The sequence below is a fragment of the Cellulosimicrobium sp. Marseille-Q4280 genome (genome assembly GCF_943181405.1).
Lineage (GTDB): Bacteria > Actinomycetota > Actinomycetes > Actinomycetales > Cellulomonadaceae > Cellulosimicrobium.
This window is the reverse complement of record NZ_CALPBY010000001.1, coordinates 226,172-245,978: the sequence shown is the minus strand read 5'-3', so window position 1 is coordinate 245,978 and position 19,807 is coordinate 226,172. Positions and strand designations below refer to the sequence as shown.

The 19,807-nt window shown below is 74.8% G+C and carries 19 protein-coding genes; 11 read left to right on the top strand and 8 right to left on the bottom strand.

Annotation, left to right across the window (positions count from 1 at the left end):
* The first annotated feature begins 166 nt into the window (after positions 1 to 166).
* From NFS20_RS01070 to NFS20_RS01060, 3 genes are all read left to right on the top strand, one after another.
* Complete coding sequence (locus tag NFS20_RS01070; RefSeq protein ID WP_251149905.1) at positions 167 to 1,168, top strand: LacI family DNA-binding transcriptional regulator; 1,002 nt, start codon at positions 167 to 169, stop codon at positions 1,166 to 1,168.
* 86 nt (positions 1,169 to 1,254) lie between these two features.
* Positions 1,255 to 1,698 carry a transferase gene (locus NFS20_RS01065; protein WP_251149904.1) on the top strand — a complete coding sequence of 148 codons (444 nt, stop codon included), beginning with the start codon at positions 1,255 to 1,257 and terminating at the stop codon, positions 1,696 to 1,698.
* Positions 1,699 to 1,833: 135 nt separating this feature from the next.
* Positions 1,834 to 3,084 carry a PrsW family intramembrane metalloprotease gene (locus tag NFS20_RS01060; protein WP_251149903.1) on the top strand — a complete coding sequence of 417 codons (1,251 nt, stop codon included), beginning with the start codon at positions 1,834 to 1,836 and terminating at the stop codon, positions 3,082 to 3,084.
* Here the strand turns inward: NFS20_RS01060 and NFS20_RS01055 are convergent.
* Positions 3,012 to 3,575, bottom strand: coding sequence for a helix-turn-helix domain-containing protein (locus tag NFS20_RS01055; protein WP_251149902.1), 564 nt, complete (start codon positions 3,573 to 3,575; stop codon positions 3,012 to 3,014). The two genes, NFS20_RS01060 and NFS20_RS01055, sit on opposite strands and share 73 nt — an antisense overlap.
* Before the next feature lie 76 nt (positions 3,576 to 3,651).
* Here NFS20_RS01055 and NFS20_RS01050 point away from each other — a divergent pair, with 76 nt between their 5' ends.
* Positions 3,652 to 4,857: a benzoate/H(+) symporter BenE family transporter gene (locus NFS20_RS01050; protein ID WP_251149901.1), complete on the top strand. Its 1,206-nt coding sequence runs from the start codon at positions 3,652 to 3,654 to the stop codon at positions 4,855 to 4,857.
* A gap of 208 nt (positions 4,858 to 5,065) precedes the next feature.
* On the opposite strand, the gene NFS20_RS01045 is transcribed toward NFS20_RS01050, so the two are convergent.
* Positions 5,066 to 7,414, bottom strand: a complete 2,349-nt coding sequence (locus NFS20_RS01045) for an LLM class flavin-dependent oxidoreductase (protein ID WP_251149900.1) — start codon at positions 7,412 to 7,414, stop codon at positions 5,066 to 5,068.
* Between the two features lie 2 nt (positions 7,415 to 7,416).
* Positions 7,417 to 8,370 carry an LLM class flavin-dependent oxidoreductase gene (locus NFS20_RS01040; RefSeq protein ID WP_353050399.1) on the bottom strand — a complete coding sequence of 318 codons (954 nt, stop codon included), beginning with the start codon at positions 8,368 to 8,370 and terminating at the stop codon, positions 7,417 to 7,419.
* A gap of 88 nt (positions 8,371 to 8,458) precedes the next feature.
* Between NFS20_RS01040 and NFS20_RS01035 the strand changes: the two genes are divergently transcribed.
* Complete coding sequence (locus NFS20_RS01035) at positions 8,459 to 9,028, top strand: MarR family winged helix-turn-helix transcriptional regulator (protein ID WP_251149899.1); 570 nt, start codon at positions 8,459 to 8,461, stop codon at positions 9,026 to 9,028.
* 158 nt (positions 9,029 to 9,186) lie between these two features.
* Here NFS20_RS01035 and NFS20_RS01030 read toward each other — a convergent pair whose 3' ends face one another.
* The 3 genes from NFS20_RS01030 to NFS20_RS01020 are packed head-to-tail and all read right to left on the bottom strand — an operon-like array spanning position 9,187 to position 12,814.
* Positions 9,187 to 10,665 carry an MFS transporter gene (locus NFS20_RS01030; RefSeq protein WP_251149898.1) on the bottom strand — a complete coding sequence of 493 codons (1,479 nt, stop codon included), beginning with the start codon at positions 10,663 to 10,665 and terminating at the stop codon, positions 9,187 to 9,189.
* Complete coding sequence (locus tag NFS20_RS01025) at positions 10,662 to 11,585, bottom strand: polysaccharide deacetylase family protein (RefSeq protein ID WP_251149897.1); 924 nt, start codon at positions 11,583 to 11,585, stop codon at positions 10,662 to 10,664. The genes NFS20_RS01030 and NFS20_RS01025 overlap by 4 nt, the downstream gene beginning before the upstream one ends.
* Positions 11,582 to 12,814: an ROK family transcriptional regulator gene (locus NFS20_RS01020; RefSeq protein WP_251149896.1), complete on the bottom strand. Its 1,233-nt coding sequence runs from the start codon at positions 12,812 to 12,814 to the stop codon at positions 11,582 to 11,584. Before NFS20_RS01020 ends, NFS20_RS01025 begins: the two co-directional genes overlap by 4 nt.
* Before the next feature lie 183 nt (positions 12,815 to 12,997).
* Here NFS20_RS01020 and NFS20_RS01015 point away from each other — a divergent pair, with 183 nt between their 5' ends.
* The 3 genes from NFS20_RS01015 (at position 12,998) to NFS20_RS01005 (ending at position 15,641) form a co-directional block, all read left to right on the top strand.
* Entirely contained in the window at positions 12,998 to 13,588 is a 591-nt protein-coding gene (locus NFS20_RS01015) for a 1-acyl-sn-glycerol-3-phosphate acyltransferase (protein WP_251149895.1), read from the top strand.
* A 359-nt stretch (positions 13,589 to 13,947) separates the two neighbouring features.
* Positions 13,948 to 14,685: a lytic polysaccharide monooxygenase gene (locus NFS20_RS01010; protein ID WP_251149894.1), complete on the top strand. Its 738-nt coding sequence runs from the start codon at positions 13,948 to 13,950 to the stop codon at positions 14,683 to 14,685.
* A gap of 227 nt (positions 14,686 to 14,912) precedes the next feature.
* Positions 14,913 to 15,641, top strand: a complete 729-nt coding sequence (locus tag NFS20_RS01005; RefSeq protein ID WP_251149893.1) for a lytic polysaccharide monooxygenase — start codon at positions 14,913 to 14,915, stop codon at positions 15,639 to 15,641.
* Between the two features lie 100 nt (positions 15,642 to 15,741).
* Here the strand turns inward: NFS20_RS01005 and NFS20_RS01000 are convergent, their stop codons facing one another.
* Entirely contained in the window at positions 15,742 to 16,161 is a 420-nt protein-coding gene (locus NFS20_RS01000) for an RNA-binding S4 domain-containing protein (protein ID WP_251149892.1), read from the bottom strand.
* Positions 16,162 to 16,329: 168 nt separating this feature from the next.
* Between NFS20_RS01000 and NFS20_RS00995 the strand changes: the two genes are divergently transcribed.
* The 3 genes from NFS20_RS00995 (at position 16,330) to NFS20_RS00985 (ending at position 19,136) form a co-directional block, all read left to right on the top strand.
* Positions 16,330 to 16,596 (top strand): GlsB/YeaQ/YmgE family stress response membrane protein, encoded by a 267-nt coding sequence (locus tag NFS20_RS00995; protein WP_251149891.1) that lies wholly within the window; start codon positions 16,330 to 16,332, stop codon positions 16,594 to 16,596.
* A gap of 159 nt (positions 16,597 to 16,755) precedes the next feature.
* A complete protein-coding gene (locus NFS20_RS00990; protein ID WP_251149890.1) occupies positions 16,756 to 17,967 on the top strand; it encodes a GNAT family N-acetyltransferase in 1,212 nt (403 codons plus the stop codon).
* A complete protein-coding gene (locus tag NFS20_RS00985) occupies positions 17,964 to 19,136 on the top strand; it encodes a GNAT family N-acetyltransferase (protein ID WP_251149889.1) in 1,173 nt (390 codons plus the stop codon). Before NFS20_RS00990 ends, NFS20_RS00985 begins: the two co-directional genes overlap by 4 nt.
* A gap of 10 nt (positions 19,137 to 19,146) precedes the next feature.
* On the opposite strand, the gene NFS20_RS00980 is transcribed toward NFS20_RS00985, so the two are convergent.
* Positions 19,147 to 19,725 carry a dienelactone hydrolase family protein gene (locus NFS20_RS00980; protein ID WP_251149888.1) on the bottom strand — a complete coding sequence of 193 codons (579 nt, stop codon included), beginning with the start codon at positions 19,723 to 19,725 and terminating at the stop codon, positions 19,147 to 19,149.
* Between the last annotated feature and the right edge of the window lie 82 nt (positions 19,726 to 19,807).

Here is a 19,807-nt window from a genome sequence, read left to right as displayed (position 1 = left end):
TGCACCGTCCGGGACCGTTCCGCCGCACGTCGTCGGCAGCGGGTGCATCCGAGACTGGCAGGCCGCGCAGGGTCGTGTCAATCGTTGTCGATAACGGTTTCGAAACATCGTGGTCCGACCGGTGTCGCGACAGCCCGGCCCGGCGGGCAGGCGCTAGGGTCATGCCATGCGAGCGTCCGGGCGGGTCACCATCGGCGACGTCGCGCGCACCGCCGGCGTCTCCGTGGCCACCGTCTCCAAGGTGATCAACGACCGGTACGGCGTCGCGCCGGAGACGTCCGCGCGCGTCCACGAGGTCATCGCCGACCTCGGGTACGAGTCGTCGATCGTCGCGCGCAGCCTGCGCAGCCGCCGCACGAACGTCATCGGGATCCTCGTCGCCGAGTTCGAGCCGTTCTCCACCGAGCTCCTCAAGGGCATCTCCGAGGCCGTCGAGGACACCGGCTACGAGCTCCTCGCGTACTCCGGCGGGCTGCGCCGCGACGACCGCGTCGGGTGGGAGCAGCGCTACCTGTCACGGCTCGCCGGCACCCTCATCGACGGGGCGATCCTCGTGACTCCGACCGTGGTCGCGCCGAGCGGCACGGTCCCGGTCGTCGCCGTCGACCCGCACCGCGGCCCGTCCGGGGCCCCCACCGTCGACTCCGACAACCTCGCGGGCGCGCGCGCCGCGACCGAGCACCTCCTCGCGCTCGGCCACCGCCGCATCGGGTTCCTCGGCGGCCGGCCGGACCTCGAGTCCGCGCGGCTCCGCGAGCAGGGCTACCGCGAGGCGCTCGAGGACGCGGGGATCGCGGTCGACCCCGCGCTGATGCGCGTCGGCGGCTACCGCCCCGACCTCGCCGACTCCCCCGCGCACGAGCTCCTGTCCCTGCCCGACCGGCCGACCGCCGTCTTCGCCGCGAACGACCTGTCGGCCATCCGCACGATGGAGGTCGCGACCGAGCTCGGCCTGCGGGTGCCCGACGACGTCTCGGTGGTCGGGTTCGACAACGTGCCCGAGTCGGTGCTCGCCAGCCCGCCCCTGACCACGGTCAGCCAGCCCATCCACGAGATGGGTGCCGCGGCGCTGCGCATGGTCGTCGACCTCCTCGAGGGTCGGCCGCGCGACGCCCACCTGCGGCTTCCCACCGACCTCGTGGTCCGCGCGAGCACCCGCGCGCTGTGACCCACCCGGCGCCGTGCGCCGGAATCCTGCGCCCCGGATCGGCGTTATGTCAGGCAGAACCTGTCGAGCCGACCCGAGGAGGTCACATGGTCCAGCCTGCCCGCGGAACCCGCCGCCGCGTCGCCCGTCGCGTCCAGGTCGAGAACGACTTCGGCGAGATCCAGCACTACGTCCGGCACACCGGCGGCGGGCTCGTCTCGCCGCGCGCCCACGTCCCCGAGGACGTCCCCCTCGGCGACGGCACGTACGTCGAGGCCGGGGTGCGGATCGGGCCGGGCTGTCGCGTCGGTGTCGGGAGCTGGCTCGACGAGGACTGCGTCGTCGGCCGTGACGTCACCGTCGGCGACAACGTCCGCCTCGGTCCGGGCACGCGCGTCGGCGACGGCGCCCGCGTCGGGAGCGGCGCGCGCGTCGGAGGGCACGTCGTCGTCGAGCCGGGAGCGGTCGTCCTGCCGGACGCGGTGGTCGAGGAGGACGCGACCGTGCGCCGTCGGGCAGCCGGGCGCGCCGCGTGGTCGCAGGCCGCGTAGCGGTGACGGGCTCGCCTGCCGAACCCCGGGTTGCGTGCCCCTCGGGCGGCTGATGGCGGCACAAGCCGGGGTTCGGCACCTGACCCGGCTGGACAGCCCTGTCCGGACCGGCGCCGGGTGCGTACGATCCCGCGGGTGACGCACCCGCAGCCCGGCCGCACGCCGGGACTCCCGCCGCACGGGCCCGGCCCGCTCCCCCTCGACCCGCGCGCCGTGCTGGACGGGCGGCTGCCCGGCAAGGCGCCCGTCGGCCTCATCGTCGCGATCGCCGTGTCGAGCGTGTGCCTCCTGCTCGGCCTCGTCCCCCTCGCCCTGCTCGACGGCGCGTCGTTCGGCCTGAGCCTCGTGCTCGCGCTGCTGCCGCTCGGGATCTGGCTCCCCGTCGTGCTCGCGCTCGACCGCCTGGAGCCCGAGCCGCCGAGCGCGCTCGTCGTCGCGTTCCTCTGGGGCGCGGGCGTCGCCACGCTCCTCGCGGGGATCGTCAACACGCTCGGCCTCGAGCTGGTCGCCGGCCCGCTGCTGGGCGCGGAGACCGGCTGGTACGCGGTGGCGACCGTCGTCGCGCCCGTGGTCGAGGAGATCCTCAAGGGCGCGGTGCTGTTCGGGATGCTGTGGTTCCGACGGCACGAGATCGACGGGTGGACCGACGGCATCATCTACGCGACGGTCGTCGCGCTCGGGTTCGCCGCGGTCGAGAACGTCTCCTACTTCATCACCGCCGCGCAGACGGACACCCTGGGCCCGACGTTCGTGCTGCGCGCCGTCGTCTCGCCGCTGCTCCACCCGCTCTGCACGGCCCTCATCGGCCTCGGCGTCGCGAGCGCGGCCATGACCCCGCGCGGGCCGCGGCGGGTCCTGGCGCCGATCGGCGGGCTCGTCGCGGCGATCGCGCTGCACGCGCTGTGGAACGGCTCGACCGGGTTCGGCCTCCTCGGCCTGGGCTTCGCCTACCTCGTGGGCCTCGGTGTGCTCGCGACGCTGGTCGCCGTCCTGGTGGCCGACCGCCGCCGCACGGTCGCGACGATCGCCCGGAACCTCGCGCCGTACCAGGCGACCGGCCTCGTCGGGCCGCCCGACCTCGCGATGCTCTCGACGCTCGCCGCCCGCCGCCAGGCCCGCGAGTGGGCCCGCCGCACTGCCGGGCCGAGCGCGGCCCGCGCGATGCGCGACTACCAGCAGGCGGCCACCGAGCTCGCGCTCCTGCACGAGCGCGTGGCGCGAGGGATCGTCGAGGCGTGGCGCGTGGAGGGCCAGCGGCGCGCGCTGCTCACCCTCATGGCGACGACGCGCGCGGCGTTCCTCGCGCGCGCCCCTCAGGCCTCCGCGCCGGGCGGCGTCCTGATGACGAGGACCGCGTCCACCGACAGGCCGCCGAGCGCCTGGTAGGAGTGCTCGACGTCGGACACCCAGCGCAGCTCGTCGCCCACGCCGATCTCGGCCTCGGCGCCGACGCGCCCGGCGCGCAGCCGCCCGTCCGTGACGAGCAGGTGCTCGACGACGCCCGTGCCGTGCGGGGGCGAGGTCCGGCGCGAGCCCGCGTCGAGGTGCAGGTGGTACACCTCGACCGCGGTCCTGTCGGGCACGTGGTGCGCGTCCAGCAGGCGCGCGGTGACACCCTCCGAGGAGACCTGCGTGCCGACCCGCTCCGCGAGCAGCACCGCGAGCGGGACGTGGAGCGCCCCGGCCAGGGCGTAGAGGGTCGCGAGCGTGGGGTTGCGCGAACCCTGCTCGATCTCCGAGAGCGAGCCCTTCCCGATGCCGGCGGCGGCGGCGAGGCCCGAGAGCGACAGGCCCTGTTCCGTCCGGAGCGCCCGGAGCTGTCGCGCGACGGCGTGCGCGACCTCTTCCCGGTCGTTGGACGCGTCGTCGTGGCTCACGCACCCGAGCCTACCGTTCCGTTTCCGGAACGATGCCTGATAGCGTTCCGGAAACGGAACGATCCAGGAGCACCGCATGCCGTCCGACCGCACCCCGCCCGTCCTCGCGGGGCTCGTCACCGCGCTCGTCGGATTCACGAGCTCGTTCGCCGTCGTGCTCGCCGGGCTGCGGGCCGTGGGCGCGACGCCCGAGCAGGCGGCGTCCGGCCTGCTCGCGCTGTGCGTCACGCAGGGCGTCGGCATCCTGTGGCTCACGTGGCGCCACCGGACGCCGATCACGCTCGCGTGGTCGACGCCGGGCGCGGCGCTGCTCGTCTCGACGGGTGCCATCGCGGGCGGCTGGCCGGCAGCGGTGGGGGCGTTCTGCCTCGTGGGCGCGCTCGTGCTGCTCACCGCCCTGTGGCCCCGGCTCGGCGATCTCGTCGGCGCCATCCCGAGGCCCGTCGCGCAGGCCATGCTCGCCGGGGTCCTGCTCACGCTGTGCCTCGCGCCGGTGCGCGCGCTCGTGGACCTGCCGCTCCTCGTCGCGCCGGTCGTCGCGGTCTGGCTCGTCCTCCTGCGCCTCGCGCCACGGTGGGCCGCCCCGGTGGCGCTCGTCGTGGCGCTCGCGATCGTCGTGGTGACGGCAGCGGGTGCCGGCGCGCCGGCATGGTCCGACGCCGTCCCCCGGCTCGACCTCACCGCCCCGGCGCTCTCGTGGCAGGCCGTCGTCGGGCTCGCGGTGCCGCTCTACGTCGTGACGATGGCGTCGCAGAACGTGCCGGGAGTCGCGGTCATGGCGTCGTTCGGCTACCGCGTGCCGTGGCGCGAGGCCATGACCGTGACGGGGCTCGGGACCCTCGCCGGGGCGCTCGCGGGCGGGCACGCGATCAACCTCGCCGCGATCAGCGCCGCGCTCGCCGCCGGGCCGGAGGCCCACCCAGACGCCCGGCGGCGGTGGGTCGCCGCCCACACCGCGGGCTGGGCCTACCTCGTGCTCGCCGTCGCGTCGGCGGGGCTCGCGGCGCTCGTCGCCGCCGCACCGCCCGGCCTGGTCGAGGCGGCCGCGGGGCTCGCGCTCGTCGGCGCGCTCGGTGGTGCGCTCGCAGGGGCCTTCGCGGAGCCGCGGGGGCGGGAGGCCGCCGTCGTCACGCTGCTCGTCGCCGCCGCGGGAGTGAGCGTCGGGGGCGTCGGCGCGGCGTTCTGGGCGATCCTCGCCGGACTGGCCGTCCACGCGGTGCTGCACGTGCGCCGTCGGGCACCGGAGGACAGCCCGGCCGGCGCCGAAGCAGTACCCCGGTAGCGCGAGGTACTACCCCGGTCCTGCGAGGTAGCACCCGGTCCCGCGAGGTAGTACCCCGGTAACGCGAGGTAGTACCCCGGTAACGCGAGGTAGTACCCCGGTAACGCGAGGTAGTACCCCGGTAACGCGAGGTAGTACCCCGGTAACGCGAGGTAGTACTGCGGTCCGCCTTCGCTGGACCGCAGTACTACCTCGCGTTCCTGAGGTACTACCTCGCGGGGGCGAGGTCCAGGGCGTCCGGGCCGAGCACCGGGAAGTTGTCGCGGAAGAGGTTGCCCGGGTCCACGCGGCGCTTCAGCGCGCGCAGCCGGTCGAGCGTCGCGGGCGGGAACGCGTCCTCGACCCGTTCTGGGCGAGGGTCGGTCTCGAAGCTCAGGTACGAGCCCGAGAAGACGTCGGCGATCGCGTCCCAGCGCGCGTCGAGACGTGCGCGGCTCGCGCCCATCGCGCTCACCGCGAAGTTCGCGGACCGGTGGGCGTACGCCGTCGCGTCGGCGGGGACGTCCGACGCCGCCCCGCCCGTGGAGCGGATCTGGAAGAAGTACGTGTCACCGCTCGCGACGAGGCCCGCGAGCCGCGCCGACGCGGCGGGCGTGAGGTGCTCGAGCAGGCCGGACCGAGCCACCGGCTCACCAGATCCGGCGTGCGGCCCGCGCGGCGGCGCCTGCACGACGGCGGCGTACGGCAGGATCTGCGCCTGTGCCTGCTGGAGGAGCGGCGCGATCGCCGCGTACGGCTGCAGGCGTTCGATCACGGTGTCCGGGTCGTCCGAGTCGACCATCGTCATGGTCTGTGCGACGACCGGCTGGCCCGGCCGCGGGCGGCCCATGAGGAGGAAGCTCGTCGTGTCGCGCGGCGACGCCTCGACGGCGGCGCCCCATCGCTCGAGGAACGTCGCGGTGTCGGACGCGTCGTGCACCATCTGGGCGAACCCCACCGCGCCGACCTCGTCGGCGACGAGCTCGAACGACACCACGACGCCGAGGTTCGCCCCGGCCCCGCGCACGCCCCAGAACAGGTCCGGGTTCTCGGTGTCGCTCGCGCGGACCACCGACCCGTCGGCGAGCACCATCTCCACGGCGCGCACGTGGTCGATCGTCAGGCCGTGCGCGCGGCCCAGCCACCCGATGCCGCCCGCGGTCGCGAGGCCGCCGACCCCGACGCCGCCGGAGTCGCCCGACGTGATGGCCCAGCCGTGCGGCGCGAGCGCCGTCGCGACATCACCCCAGCGCGCGGCTGGCCCGAGCCGCACGAGCCGGGTCGTCTCGTCGAGCACCTCGATCCCGTCGAGCGCGCCGAGGTCGACGACGATCCCGCCGTCGTTCGTCGAGCGCCCGCTGATCCCGTGGCCGCCGGAGCGGACCGACAGCGGGACGCGCCGCGTGACCTCCTGGGCACGCGCGAACGCGAGTGCCTCGACCACCTCGGACGTGTCGCGGGGGCGCAGCACCAGGCCGGGTGAGCCGCCGCGCAGGTACGTCGAGCGCACGGCCGCGTGCTGGGCGTCGCCGGGCTCGACGGCGCGCTCGGCGAGCGAGGCGGGGACGTCGTCGTACGCGATGCCGGGTCGACGCGCCCCGCGCACCGCGGCCGGGACGACGCGGCTCGTGTCCGTGCCGGTCGCCGTGCGCTCGCGCTCGACCGCCGCCCGCAGCGCCGGCACGACCTCCTCGGCAAAACGACGGGTGGTGGCCTCGTCGTCGGACGCGAGGACGAGCGTCGAGACGCCCTCTTCCACCACGAGCGGCAGCAGCCGTTCGACCCACGCCTCCGGCGGCCCGACGAGGTCGGGGCGACCCGTGCCGCGCGGCGGCGCCTCGTCTGCCCTGAAGACGCCGGACACGTTGAGGACGCGCGTGATCTCGCGCGGGTCGCGGCCGGCCGCGGCCGCGGCGGCGTCGATCGCGGCGTTGCCCGCGCGCAGGCCGTCGGTCCCGATGCGCCCGAGCGACGGCAGCCAGCCGTCGGCGACCCGACCGGTCAGCCGCAGCATGCGCGGCCCGAGCGCGCCGAGCCACACGGGGATGCGACGCGTTGTCGCCGGCCCGGGCTCGGCACCCTCGAGGCGGTGGTGCTCGCCGGGCAGCAGGACGCCGCCCCGCGAACCCGCGGGGACGGCGCGAGCGACGTCCTCGCCCCAGATCGCGCGGATCACGTCGACCGCCTCGGCGAGCGCGTCGACGCTCTCGCCGGGCGACAGACGCCGCGCGCCCATCGACTCCATCGCGTCCCAGAACGCGCCGGCGCCGAGGGCGAGCCCGACGCGGCCGTCCGACAGCAGGTCGAGGCTCGCCGCGGCGCGCGCGAGCACGGCCGGCGGGCGCATCGGCACGTTGACGACGTTCGGCACGACGTGGATCCGCTCGGTCGCGGACGCGACGTAGGTCAGCAGGGTCCACGTGTCGAGGAACCGCGGCTGGTACGTGTGGTCCTGGAACGTCACGAGGTCGAGGCCGAGGTCCTCCGCGAGCACGGCCCGCGCGACGGTGAGGTCGGGATCGTCGGCGAGGGGTGTGACGAACGTGCCGAACCGGAGGGGGTGGCCGTAGTCGGTCATGCTCAGGCCTCCTCGGCGGTGCTGCTGGTGCTGCTGGTGCTGCTGGCTCCCGCGGTACCGGTCGTGCCGCGCTCTGCTGCGACGAGCTCGCGCGCCGCGGGGGCGACCTCCTGGCCGACGACGGCGAGCGTCGTCGGGTCGTCGCCCGCCACGACGTACGTCGAGACGCCGTGCTCGAGCGTCACGGCGGCGACCTGCTCGGCCCACTGCTGCGGCGGCCCCTGGAGGAAGCCGCTGCCACGATCGGCCGTGAAACGGCCACCCACGTTGAGCAGACGGCGGATCGCGGAGGGGTCGCGCCCGGCGTCTCGGGCGGCGTCGTCGATCGCCGCGTTGCCGCGCGCGAGGGCCTCGAAGCTCTGCAGGTAGGCGAGCGACGGCAGCCAGCCGTCCGCGGTCCGGCCGACGAGGCGCAGCATGCGCGGCTTGAGCGCACCGACCCAGATCTCGACGTCGTGCGCGGGCGCAGGTCCGCGCTTGGCGCCGTCGACACGGTGGTGCTCGCCGCCGGCGACGAGCCGGTCGCGGGTGGACGTGTCCCACAGCCCGCGGATCACGTCGATCGCCTCGTCGAGGGCCTCGACGCTCTCCCCCGGCGTGAGGCGCTCGCCGCCCATCGCGACGATGGGGTCCCAGAACCCGCCCGCGCCGAGACCGAGCTCGACCCGGCCGCCCGAGAGCCGGTCGAGGCTCGCGACGGACCGTGCGAGCACGCTCGGCGGGCGCAGCGGGAGGTTGAGGACGTTGCCGGCGATCCGCACGCGCTCGGTGCGGGCCGCGACCCAGCTCATGAGGGTCCACGTGTCGAGGAAGCCCGGCTGGTACGGGTGGTCCTGGAACGTCACGAGGTCCAGCCCGACCTGCTCCGAGAGCACGGCGAGGTCGACGACGTCGCGGGGTGACGCCGCCGACGGGGTGATGAAGGAGCCGAAGCGGAGCTCGTGGCCGTAGTCCATGCGTCCTCGATCCGAAGATGTGTTGTCGAGCAGAACATATCCGTAACAGATAGGTGGCGCAACAGCATTCCCGCGGTACCCTGGGCGCATGTCCACGTCCACAGAGCCGACGACGCACCCGGGGACGCCCGACGACGGCCCCGCCCTCGCGCCGACGCCCGGGCACCTCGAAGACCTGGGCTGGCACCTCGGCGTCCTGCTGCGCGCCTACCGTGCGACCGTCGAGGAGGCGCTCGTCGACGTGCCGCACGGCACGCGCGGGTACCAGGTCCTGGTGTCCGTCGTCCAGGGCGACCAGCCCACCCAGCTCGCGCTCGCGGAGCGCCACGGCATCGACCGCACGGTCATGACCTACCTCGTCGACGACCTCGTCGCCGCCGGGCTCGTCGAGCGGCAGCAGAACCCGGCCGACCGGCGGGCGCGTCGCATCGTCGCGACGGCCCTCGGGCGCCGTCGGCTCGCCGAGCTCGCCACGCAGGTGCGCGACGCCGAGGACGCGCTCCTGCGGACGCTCTCGCCCGAGGAGCGCCACTCCTTCCGCCTGCTCATGCGCCGGGTCGCGTGCGACCTGCGCGACGTCGACGCCGGCACGGACCTGTGCGCCGTCGCGGAGGACGAGCTCGCCGGGCCCGGAGGAACCACCCACCCCGCGACGTAGTACCGCGGGTACGAACCCCCGCAACCGGGGTACTACCCCGCGCAACCCGGGTACTACCCCCCGCGACCGGGGTACTACCCCCCGCGACCGGGGTACTACCCCGCGCGACCGGGGTACTACCTCGCGGTGCTGAGGTACTACCTCGCGGTGCCGGGGTACTACCTCGGCAGGGGGTCGGACGCCGTGGGCGAGGCTGCGGCGTCGGCGACCGCCTCGGCGACCGGCACCTCGCCGTCTCCGTCGCCCCGCCCGCGCAGCGGGTAGAGCCAGAAGCACGCGAACGCGAGCGCCGCGAGCGCCACGGGGACGGCGCCGAGGAGCAGCCGCACGCCCGTCGCCACCTCGGGAGCCTGCGTCGCGGCGCCCTCGACGTACCCGCTCGCGCCGAGCACTGCGGCGACCAGCACCGCCTGCACGATGACCGAGCCGCGCACGACGAACCCGTTCGCGCCGAAGTACATGCCCTCGCGGCGCAGGCCGGTCCGGCGCTCGTCGTCGTCGATCACCTGGGCGAGCGCCACCTCGAGCACCTGCATGAGCCCGGCGACACCGACCCCGACCGCCAGCCCGGCGACGGCCGCCCCGACGACGGTCGTCGGGACCAGGTACAGCGTCGTCGCGAGGCCGTACACCGCGACCACCCAGAGCATCGCCGTCCGGGGCCCGACGCGGCGCACGACCCACGACCAGCCGAGGATGGACGGGATCGCGGCGACGAAGATCGGTGCGAGGAGGAGCGTCGCGTCGGCCTCGGCCCCGCCGAGCACGTACCGCACGTAGAACGGCACGGCGGCGAGGACGATCGCCGTCGTGCTCTGCAGCAGGAGCGAGCCGAGCACGTAGGTGACGAAGGCGCGGTTCGCGAACGTGTAGCGCAGCTGGTCGCGCAGTCCCACGCCCGCCTCGCGCTCGCGCACCACGGCCTCGTCCACCGGCCGCTCGACCATCCCGGCGAACGACCAGACGAAGAACGCGAGGCTGACGACGGCGAGCGCGACGGCCATCCACGTCCAGCCGAGCGTCCCGTACAGCAGCGGCGCGCCGGCCGTGCCGAGGATCATGCCGACGAGCCCGAAGACCTGGCGGGGCACGTTGCCCCGGGCGCGCTCCGCCGTCGTGCGGAAGAGCTCGGGGAACAGCGCCGAGACGTTGAGGACCACGACGACGTACGCGACGTCGTACACCGCGACGACCACGAGGAACCACGCGACGAGGCCCGCAGGCCCGAACGGCGGCGGCATCCACACGAGGGCGAACGCCACGACGAGGGGTACCACGCCCAGCCCGATCCACGGCACGCGCCGGCCCCAGCGCGTGCGCCGCCGGTCGGACGCCGCGCCCACGAGCGGGTTGAGCAGCGCGTTGAGCACCCCGTGCGCGACCATCGCGCCCGCGACCCAGCCCGGGGGCACGCCGAGGTGGTCGACGTAGAAGTACACGACGAACGCGGAGAACGTCTGCAGCAGGAGGTTGGCAGGGAACGCGGACGCGCCGTACGCGACGCGCTGCGCCCGCGTCGGAGGTCCGACGAGCCGACGGTCGCGCACCGCGGCGAGCAGTCCCGTGCCCGACGCCGCGTGGCCGCGCGAGGTCGGAGGGCCGTCCGGGGTCGGAGGCCCGTCCGCGGAGCCGCTCACCGCTCACCCCGCTGCACCGCGCGCAGGTCGCGCCAGCCCACCCGCACGATCCCCTCGGTCGCGATGAGGGCGGCGACGTCCGGGTCGGCGAGCAGACGGTGCTCGAAGCCCCGCTTGGGCACGCCGTAGTCGGCGACGTCGGCGAGCTCGTCGTCGTCGAGCATGGGGTGCAGGTAGATCTCGGTGACCCCCGCCGGGACGCGGCGCAGGAGGTCGAGGAATCCGGCCTTGACCTCCGCGTAGTCCTCCTCGCCCGGCGTGCCCTCGCCCGCGAGCGCGAACGGGTGCGTCCACAGCCGGTCGGGCAGGACGACGCCGAGGGCGTCGGCCGCTGCCGTCGCCTCCTCGAGGACGGGCTGGAGGTCACCGGGAGGCAGCGCCATCCCGTCGGTCGTCCGCGGGAGCCGGAACGGCAGCCCGTGCCGCGCCGCGAGCTCGAAGACCTGGGGCAGGAACGTGCGGCCCGTCTCGAGGCCGTAGACCGAACCCATGTGGTTGTCGAGGTGCGAGACCTCGACCCCCGCGGCGAGCGCCGCGTCGAGCTGGGCGGCGAGCTCGGCCGCGACGTCCTCGTCGCGGGCCTGCCGCTCGACGGTGGCGACGTCGGCGGGGAAGTACCCCGCGGCGTCGACCAGGGACGTGCCCGTCCCGGTGAGCGGGCGCCACCGGTACCGCGACCACTCGCTCGTCAGGACGAGGTGGACGCCGACGTCGGCCTGCGGGTGCGTGGCGGCGAACGCGAGCGCGTCGGGCGCCCACGCGCACGGGACCATGAGCGAGGCGGAGTCGACGTGGCCCGCCAGCAGCAGCTCCTCGACCGCGCGGTTCGCGGCCCGGCACATGCCGTAGTCGTCGGCGTTGAGGATGATCGCGCGCGTGCCGGGGTCGAGACCGAGGCGCGACGTCAGCGGCACGGTCACGACACGGCCTCGGCGGCCTCGGGCTCGTCGGCGGTCTCCCCGCCGCTCGCACCGTCCGCGGGGGCGACGTCGACGGCCACGGCGGCCCGGACCACGTCGTCGCGCAGCGCGTCGCTCGCCGCACGGGCGGCGCCCACGACGACCGCGTCCGCCCCGAGCGTGGACGGGGCGACGCGCAGGCCGAGGACGGCGACCCGGTCGGCGAGGAAGCGCGTCACGCGGTCCGCGATCGGTGCCCGAGCCGCCTGGTCGGTGAGGACGAACAGCTCGGGCTCGACGACGAGGGCGATCGTCGCCGTGACGACGGCGATCCGCTCCGCGACCAGGTCCAGGACGTCCGAGGCGGCCCCGTCGCCCCGTTCGGCGCGGTCGACCACGTCGCGGACCGTCACGTCCTCCGGCAGCCCGTTCTCCTTGGCGATGGCACGGATCGACACCGCGCCGAGGACCTCGGACCCGAGGGGCCGTTCGGGGTGGGGCAGGAACGAGACCTCGCCCGCCCCGCCCGCGGCTCCGCGGTGCAGCTTCCCGTCGACCACGACCCCGGCGCCGAACCCCCCGCCCAGCCCGAGCGCGACGAAGGTCGGCACGCCGACGGCGACGCCGTCGCGCTGCTCGGCGAGCGCGGCGAGGTTCAGGTCGTTCTCGAGCGCGACCGGGCAGCCCAGTGCGTCGACGAGCGCGTCGTGGAGCGTCGTCCCGCCCTTCTCGAAGCCCGGGACGCGCCGGACGGTCTCCTGGTCGCTCCCGACGATCGCCGGCACCGCCGCGACCGCGCGGCTCACCTCGATGCCCGTCTCCCGCCCGAGGCGCGTCGCCACGTCGGCCACGCAGCCGCGCCCGAGCTCGGCGGCGGCCCGCGCCCGCGCGACGGGGGTCGCGGCGACGTCCCGGCGCTCAGCGCGCGCCCGCACCGCGCCGGTGACGTCGACGAGCGCGACCCGCACGCGGTCGCGCGCGACGTCGACCCCGAGCCCGAACCCGTGGTCGGGGTCGACCCGGTACCGGGTCGCCGCAGGCCCGCGACGCTCCCGGTCGATCCCGGCCTCGGTCACGACGCCCGTCGTGACCAGCGCACGCAGCGTCTGGGTGACCGCGCTCCGCGCGAGCCCGGTGGCCGCGGCGACGTCCGGCCGGCTGAGCGCGTCCTCCCGGCCCAGCGAGTCGAGCACGGCGCGGGCGTTGAGCGTGCGCAGGTGCGCGGGGGAACCTGCTGGCAGCGTGTCCATCTGGTCTCCGTCGACGGTCGGTGTGCGCCGGGAAGCAGCGCGCTCGGTCGGGTGGCCGACCTCCTCGGGAGGGTAGCGATCCGCCGGGACGGTTGTCGACGGCATCCGCCCGCGCTGTGGACCGGCGTGCGCCCAGGACGCCGGGATGGCGGACCCGGCGCGGCGCACGGGTACCGTGACGGGGTGATCCGCCGAGCCATCGCCCGCGCCTACTGGGCGACGAGCCGCTGGACCTTGCGCTCCCAGCCGTACGACACCCGCCGTCCGACGCTCCTGATCGGCGCGCCACACACGTCGAACTGGGACTTCGTCCTCATGCTCGCGATCGCGTGGCGCACGGGCATCCGCTTCCGCTGGCTCGGCAAGCACTCGCTGTTCGCCGGGCCGGCCGGACCGGTCATGCGCGCGCTCGGGGGCATCCCCGTCGACCGGCGGGACCCGAGCCGGGTCGTGACCGACGTCGTCGCGCGCCTCGCCGCAGGCGAGGTCTTCTCCCTCGTCGTCACGCCCGAGGGCACGCGCGGCGCCGGCACGTACTGGAAGTCCGGCTTCTACCGCATCGCGCGCGAGGCCGGGCTGCCCGTGACGCTCGGGTACGTCGACCGCACGACCATGACGACCGGCCTCGGCCCGACCGTCGAGCTCACGGGCGACGTGCGCGCCGACATGGACGTCGTGCGCGCCTTCTACGCCGACAAGTCCGGGCTGCGACCGGCGTCGCGCACCGAGCCGCGCCTGCGCGAGGAGGACGCGCCGCCCGGCGCGGCCGACTGAGCCTCCGCGTGGCACGGCCGTCGAGCCGGGCGCGACCGTCGGGTTCCCGCGCGTCGGAGCACCGGTCCGAGGAAGCGGCCCGTGCCACCGGCCCGGACCTCCGGCCCGGGGTACGTGATCCCCACACGATCTCGCTCCTCCACGCGACCGGCGACCTCCGCGACGACCGGCCCGCACGCCGCCCGAACGGCGTCATCCCGGCGAACGGGACGTGCTCGTACGGGGATCCCCGTAGCCGCGGAGCGGCCCGCCCCGACGTTGAGGCGGCGGCGACGCGTGCCTACCGTTCGTCGGGTCAACGGCCGACAGCACGGACTCCCTGCGGTGTCGGCCCACCCCGAACCAGAGAGCGAGTCCCCATGAGAAGGCTCCGCGCGGCCCTCGTCGCCGCGATCCTCGGCGCGACGGCGATCGTCGCCCCGATCGTCGTCGCCCCGTCCGCCTCCGCCCACGGCTGGATCACCTCCCCGCCGAGCCGCCAGGACCACTGCGCGAAGGGCACCACGTCCTTCGACTGCGGGTCCATCGAGTACGAGCCCCAGAGCGTCGAGGCCCCCAAGGGCTCGATGCAGTGCTCCGGCGGCAGCGGCTACGCGATCCTCGACGACGCGAGCAAGCCCTGGCCGCGGACGACCACGGGCAGCACGGTGACGTTCCAGTGGAACCTCACCGCGAACCACGCGACGAGCGTGTGGGAGTACTTCGTGGACGGCACGCTGTTCAAGACGTTCGACGGGGGCGGGGTGCAGCCGCCGAAGGACATCTCGCACACGCTCACCGGGCTGCCGGCGGGCAACCACACGATCCTCGCGCGCTGGAACGTGTCGAACACCGTCAACGCGTTCTACAACTGCGTCGACATCACCGTGACGGCGGGCGGGACCGACCCGGGCGAGCCCGACCCCGACCCCACCGACCCGCCGACCGACCCCGAGCCGGGCGAGTGCACCGACGCCGCGTGGTCCGCGTCCTCCGTCTACACCGGTGGGGCGAAGATCTCCTACGACGGCAACGTCTACGAGGCCAAGTGGTGGACCCAGAACAACGTCCCGGGCGCCGAGGAGTGGGGACCGTGGAAGCTCGTCGGCGTCTGCTGACGACCTGACGCACCCGACCGGCACACCGGCACACCCGGCCCGACGGCACCCGCCCAGCCCGGGCGGACGCCGTCGGGCCGGAGCACGTACGGGGGGCCGCGTACGGGATTCACACGATTGTCCGTTCCGACCCGCCTCCGTAGCGTCGACAGGGTCCGATCCGCGTGCGGCCCGCGAGGGAGCGGGCCTGCGAGGACCCCGCACCACCGGATGGAGAGCGAGACATCATGCGAAGACTCAGAGCGGCGCTCCTCGCGGCCGTGCTCGGCGCGACGGCGATCATCGCACCCGTCGTCGTCGCGCCCAGCGCGTCCGCGCACGGCTGGATCACGTCGCCGCCGAGCCGGCAGGACCACTGCGCGAAGGGCACCACGTCCTTCGACTGCGGGTCCATCAGGTACGAGCCGCAGAGCGTCGAGGCCGCCAAGGGCTCGATGCAGTGCTCGGGCGGCAGCGGCTTCAGCATCCTCGACGACGCGAGCAAGCCGTGGCCACGCACCCAGGTCGGGTCGTCGGTGACCTTCCAGTGGAGGCTCACGGCGGCGCACAACACGAGCACGTGGGAGTACTTCGTCGACGGCGTGCTGTTCAAGACGTTCAGCCAGGGAGGCGCGCAGCCGCCGAGCGACATCTCGCACACGCTGACCGGCCTGCCGCAGGGCAACCACACGATCCTGGCCCGCTGGAACGTGTCGAACACGCCGATGGCGTTCTACAACTGCGTCGACCTGACCATCGGCACCGGTGGGGGCGGGCCCACCGACCCGCCCACGGACCCGCCGACCGACCCGCCCGGCGACTGCACAGCACCCGTCTGGTCGACGAGCGGCGTCTACCTCGGCGGCGCGCGCGTCTCGCACGGCGGGAAGACCTACGAGGCCAAGTGGTGGACGACGGGCGAGAACCCCGCCCAGAGCGGCCAGTGGGGCGTCTGGAAGGACCTCGGCGCCTGTTGACCCGCCCGGCGCGCCGGGTGGTGCGCCCGCGGCCGAGCGATGCACGTCGACGTGCATCGCTCGGCCGGGCGTGGCCGCCCGGTGGGTCGGCGGGTGCTCGTCAGCCGCGTCCGCGCAGCCTGTCGATCTCGCGCCGCTCGCGCTTCGTCGGACGACCGGCTCCACGGTCGCGCAGGGCGAGCGGCACGGTGAGCTCGCGCGGCGGCGGGGGCGGGCTCTGGTCGGTCAGCGCGTCGGCCGCGAGCGCCGCGGAGACGCGCTTGACCAGCACCTTCTCGACGACGAGCACCTTCTCCACGAGACCGCCCCGCACGACGACGCGGTCCCCCACCTTGACGTTCGTCGCGGGCTTCGCGCGCTCGCCGTTGACACGCACGTGACCGGCCTTGACGCCGGCGGTCGCCTGCGACCGGCTCTTGTACACGCGGACGGCCCACAGCCAGCTGTCGACGCGCGCGCTCGTCGCGGAGCCGCCGGTCGACCTGGCCGCAGCACCACCTGTCGCACCGCCTGTCACCATGACCCGAGCCTACGAGGTCCGGGTCCTGCCGCCGTGACCTGCCACGACATACCCCGCGACGGCTCTCCGGCGTGCGAGAAGTGGTCGTCCGTGCCACGGTGAAGCGACGCCGCCCGGGGTGACCGCCCCGCGGTGGCGGGATGTGTCCTACAGGAACGGAGACGTGACATGGGAATCATCGGCTGGATCCTCATCGGGCTCATCATGGGTGCGATCGCCCGCGCGATCGTCCCGGGCAAGCAGCAGGGCGGCTGGATCGTCACTCTGATCCTCGGCGTCGTCGGAGCGCTCCTGGGCGGATTCATCGCGTCCGCGGTCTTCGACACGGACGTGAACGAGGAGTTCTTCGACCTGGGCACGTGGGGCTTCGCGCTCCTCGGCTCGCTCATCGTCGTCTTCGCCTGGTCCTGGTTCACGAACCGCAAGCGCGCCTGACGCGCCCCGGTCGGCCCGCCGACCGAGCCTGCCGCGACGGCCCGGCCCTCCGGGGACCGGGCCGTCGTCGGTCGCCCTCCGTCCGTCGCCGCCCGCCACCCGCCGCACGGGGTGGCGAAATCCGTGGACACCCTCCCCCGTCGGCGTGACCCTGAGGGTATGAGCAGCACGAGCACGACCGCGTCGACCGTCGTCGACGTCGACCTCCCACCGGGCCTCGTCCTCGTCGAGGTGCTCGCCGACGACCCGCCGGTCGGGTCCGCCGACGCTCCCGAGGCGTGGGCCTACCGGGCCGTCGCCGACGTCGACCGGGAGCTCGAGCTCGAGACGCACGGCTACGACGACATGGCGCTCGAGGCGCGCGACGCGCTCTCCGGGATGCGGCACCAGGAGTACGCGACGAAGCGGCGCTTCGTGGTCGTGCGGGCCGACGCGCTCGGACGGGACGTCCCGCCGCCCACGGTGGACGACGTCGTCGCGCACCTGTTCGTGGCCCACCCGACCACGAGCAACCCTCGCCTGGCGGAGTCGTACCCGTTCGTGCGGCCGTCCGCGCGGAGGCAGGGCATCGGCTCGGCCCTCCTCGCGATCGCCGAGCGTCTCGCGGCGGACGCCGGCCGCACGTCGCTCGTGAGCTACACCCTGCAGGGCGCCGAGCCGGCACCGGGGCCGGGCACCGTGGCCGCGACGACCGGGGCGGGGCGCGTCGACGCCGACGCCCCCGGTACCCGGTTCGCCCTGGCGCACGGCTACACGCTGGAGCAGGTCGACCGGCACTCGGTCCTCGATCTGCCCGTCACCGACGGCCTCCTCGAGCGGTTCGGGTCCGAGTCGCGGGCCGCTGCCGGTCCGGACTACCGCCTCGCGACCTGGACGGACGAGGTCCCGGACGAGCGGGTGGACGACGTCGCCGTCCTGTTCACCCGCATGAGCACCGACGCGCCGGTCGGCGGCGTCGACTACGAGGAGGACCCGTGGGACGCGCGGCGCGTCCGTACGTGGGTCGACCAGCTGCGCGGCAAGGGATACGGGTTCCTCATGACGGTCGCGGAGCACGTGCCGTCCGGCGGCCTCGCCGCCTTCACGCTCTTCGAGTACCCGAAGGACCGGCCGGAGTTCGCGCACCAGGAGGACACACTCGTCCTGCGCGAGCACCGCGGCCGCCGGCTCGGGATGCTCGTCAAGGTCGCGAACCTCGAGGCGCTCGGCGCGGCCCGCCCGGAGACGCGGCGCATCCACACCGGCAACGCCGAGGAGAACGAGCACATGCTCGCGATCAACGTCGCCCTGGGATTCCGGCCCGCGGGCGGCTGGGCGGCGTGGCAGAAGAAGACCGGCACCACCACCGGCACGTCGCAGGAGGACGCATGAGCAGCACGACCCGTACCGGCACCACGACGGTGCGGATCGACTCCGTCCCGGCGTCGCCCGACGCCCCCGACGCCTGGGCGGTGCACGGCTCGGTCCTCGTCAGCGAGGCGATCGACCGCCAGGTCTACGGCCACACCGACCTCGCGCTCGACGCCGGGACGGTCGTCATCAGCGTGGCCAGCGGGGACTACCGCCGCACGGTCCGGCGCGTCGCCGTCGTCGACGGCGGAGCGGACCCCGAGGACCCGGCCGGCGGCCGGACGCCGCGCCCCGAGGACGTCGTCGGCCGGTCGATGATCGCCCTGCCGCTGCAGGGGAACACCCACACCGCGATCGTCTACGTGGGCGTGCACCCGGACCACCGCGGCCGTGGCATCGGGACCGCGCTGTGGGAGGACGCGCTCGCGATCGCCCGCGAGGCAGGACGGCGCGTGATCCTGGCGGACTCGACCTTCGCGCCCGAGCCCCCGCCCGGCCCGGACGCGCTCGAGGCACCGACGGGCAGCGGCCGCATCCCCCGGCACGACGCCGCGACGACGTTCGTGCTCGACCGCGGCTTCGCGCTCGAGCAGGTCGTGCGGCACTCGGTGCTCGAGCTCCCGGTGCCCGCCGAGCGTCTCGACGCCCTGCGCGACGACGCCCGGCGCCGCGCGGACGGGTACCGCGTGCACGTGTGGACGGACGAGGTGCCGGACGTCTGGATCGACCAGCTCGCCGTGCTCGAGACGCGCATGAGCACGGACGCCCCGAGCGCTGGCCTGGAGATCGAGGAGGACCCGTGGGACGCGCAGCGCGTGCGTACGGCGTCGCAGGACTTCCACGACCGCGGCCAGGGCTACGTCATCGCGGCGGCGGAGCACATCCCGACCGGGACGCTGGCGGGGTTCTCGATGGTCGCCTACCCGCACGACAAGCCGGAGGTCGTGTTCCAGGAGGACACGCTCGTGCTGCGCGAGCACCGTGGCCACGGCCTCGGCCTGCTCGTGAAGGTCGCGGTGCTCGACGAGCTCGCGCGCTCGCGCCCCGGCTCGCGGCGCGTCCACACCTGGAACGCGCAGGAGAACGACCACATGCTCGCGATCAACGTCGCGCTCGGGTTCGCGCCGACGAGCGTCGACGCCGAGTGGCAGCTCCGCCTGGAGGACGCCGGGGACGCCCCCGCCGGCTGAGCGGGCGCGGTCAGCGGATGCCGTCGAGGAACCGCACGACGCGCTCGACGACCAGCGCCGACGCCTCCGGCTCGTGCGACGGCACGCTCGGGTCCGTGAACAGGTGGTGGTCGCCGGGGTAGAGGAACAGCTCGGCGTCGGGCGTGGAGTCCACGAGCTCGCGCGCCGACTCGAGGTCGCCCTCGCCGGCGAAGAACGGGTCGGCGTCCATGCCGTGCACCTGGACGGGAACGGCGTCGGGCCATGCCTCGCCGAACTCGGACACGGGGACGCACGCCTCGAGCAGCACCGCCCCCTTCGCGCCCGCGCGCGTCTGAGCGAGCATCTGCGCGGGCAGCACGCCGAGCGAGACGCCCGCGTACACGAGGCCCGGCCCGAGCGCGTCGGCCGCCGCCTGGCCGCGGTCGAGCAGCGTGTCGAACCCGAGCTCCTCGGCGTAGCCCACCCCGTCCTCGAGCGAGTCGAACGTCCGGCCCTCGAAGAGGTCGGGGACGTGCACGACGTTCCCCGCGTCACGCAGCAGGACCGCGATCTCCTCGACCCCGTCCGTGACTCCCAGCCCGTGGTGGAACAGCAGCACCTCGGCCATGTCTCCTCCGTCTCGTCCGTCGTCGCGGCGCGTCCGCGCCGCCCGACCCATCGTGGTCCGTGACGCGGCCGCACGCCGATCG

Bases quoted from the DNA above. Each gene is read 5' to 3' on its own strand.
- NFS20_RS01020 (WP_251149896.1), bottom strand. From the start codon at position 12,814: ATGGACACGCTGCCAGCAGGTTCCCCCGCGCACCTGCGCACGCTCAAC.
- NFS20_RS01045 (WP_251149900.1), bottom strand. From the start codon at position 7,414: ATGACCGACTACGGCCACCCCCTCCGGTTCGGCACGTTCGTCACACCC.
- NFS20_RS01000 (WP_251149892.1), bottom strand. From the start codon at position 16,161: ATGGTGACAGGCGGTGCGACAGGTGGTGCTGCGGCCAGGTCGACCGGC.
- NFS20_RS00995 (WP_251149891.1), top strand. From the start codon at position 16,330: ATGGGAATCATCGGCTGGATCCTCATCGGGCTCATCATGGGTGCGATC.
- NFS20_RS01040 (WP_353050399.1), bottom strand. From the start codon at position 8,370: ATGGACTACGGCCACGAGCTCCGCTTCGGCTCCTTCATCACCCCGTCG.
- NFS20_RS01035 (WP_251149899.1), top strand. From the start codon at position 8,459: ATGTCCACGTCCACAGAGCCGACGACGCACCCGGGGACGCCCGACGAC.
- NFS20_RS01050 (WP_251149901.1), top strand. From the start codon at position 3,652: ATGCCGTCCGACCGCACCCCGCCCGTCCTCGCGGGGCTCGTCACCGCG.
- NFS20_RS01010 (WP_251149894.1), top strand. From the start codon at position 13,948: ATGAGAAGGCTCCGCGCGGCCCTCGTCGCCGCGATCCTCGGCGCGACG.
- NFS20_RS00985 (WP_251149889.1), top strand. From the start codon at position 17,964: ATGAGCAGCACGACCCGTACCGGCACCACGACGGTGCGGATCGACTCC.
- NFS20_RS01005 (WP_251149893.1), top strand. From the start codon at position 14,913: ATGCGAAGACTCAGAGCGGCGCTCCTCGCGGCCGTGCTCGGCGCGACG.
- NFS20_RS01065 (WP_251149904.1), top strand. From the start codon at position 1,255: ATGGTCCAGCCTGCCCGCGGAACCCGCCGCCGCGTCGCCCGTCGCGTC.
- NFS20_RS00980 (WP_251149888.1), bottom strand. From the start codon at position 19,725: ATGGCCGAGGTGCTGCTGTTCCACCACGGGCTGGGAGTCACGGACGGG.
- NFS20_RS01070 (WP_251149905.1), top strand. From the start codon at position 167: ATGCGAGCGTCCGGGCGGGTCACCATCGGCGACGTCGCGCGCACCGCC.
- NFS20_RS00990 (WP_251149890.1), top strand. From the start codon at position 16,756: ATGAGCAGCACGAGCACGACCGCGTCGACCGTCGTCGACGTCGACCTC.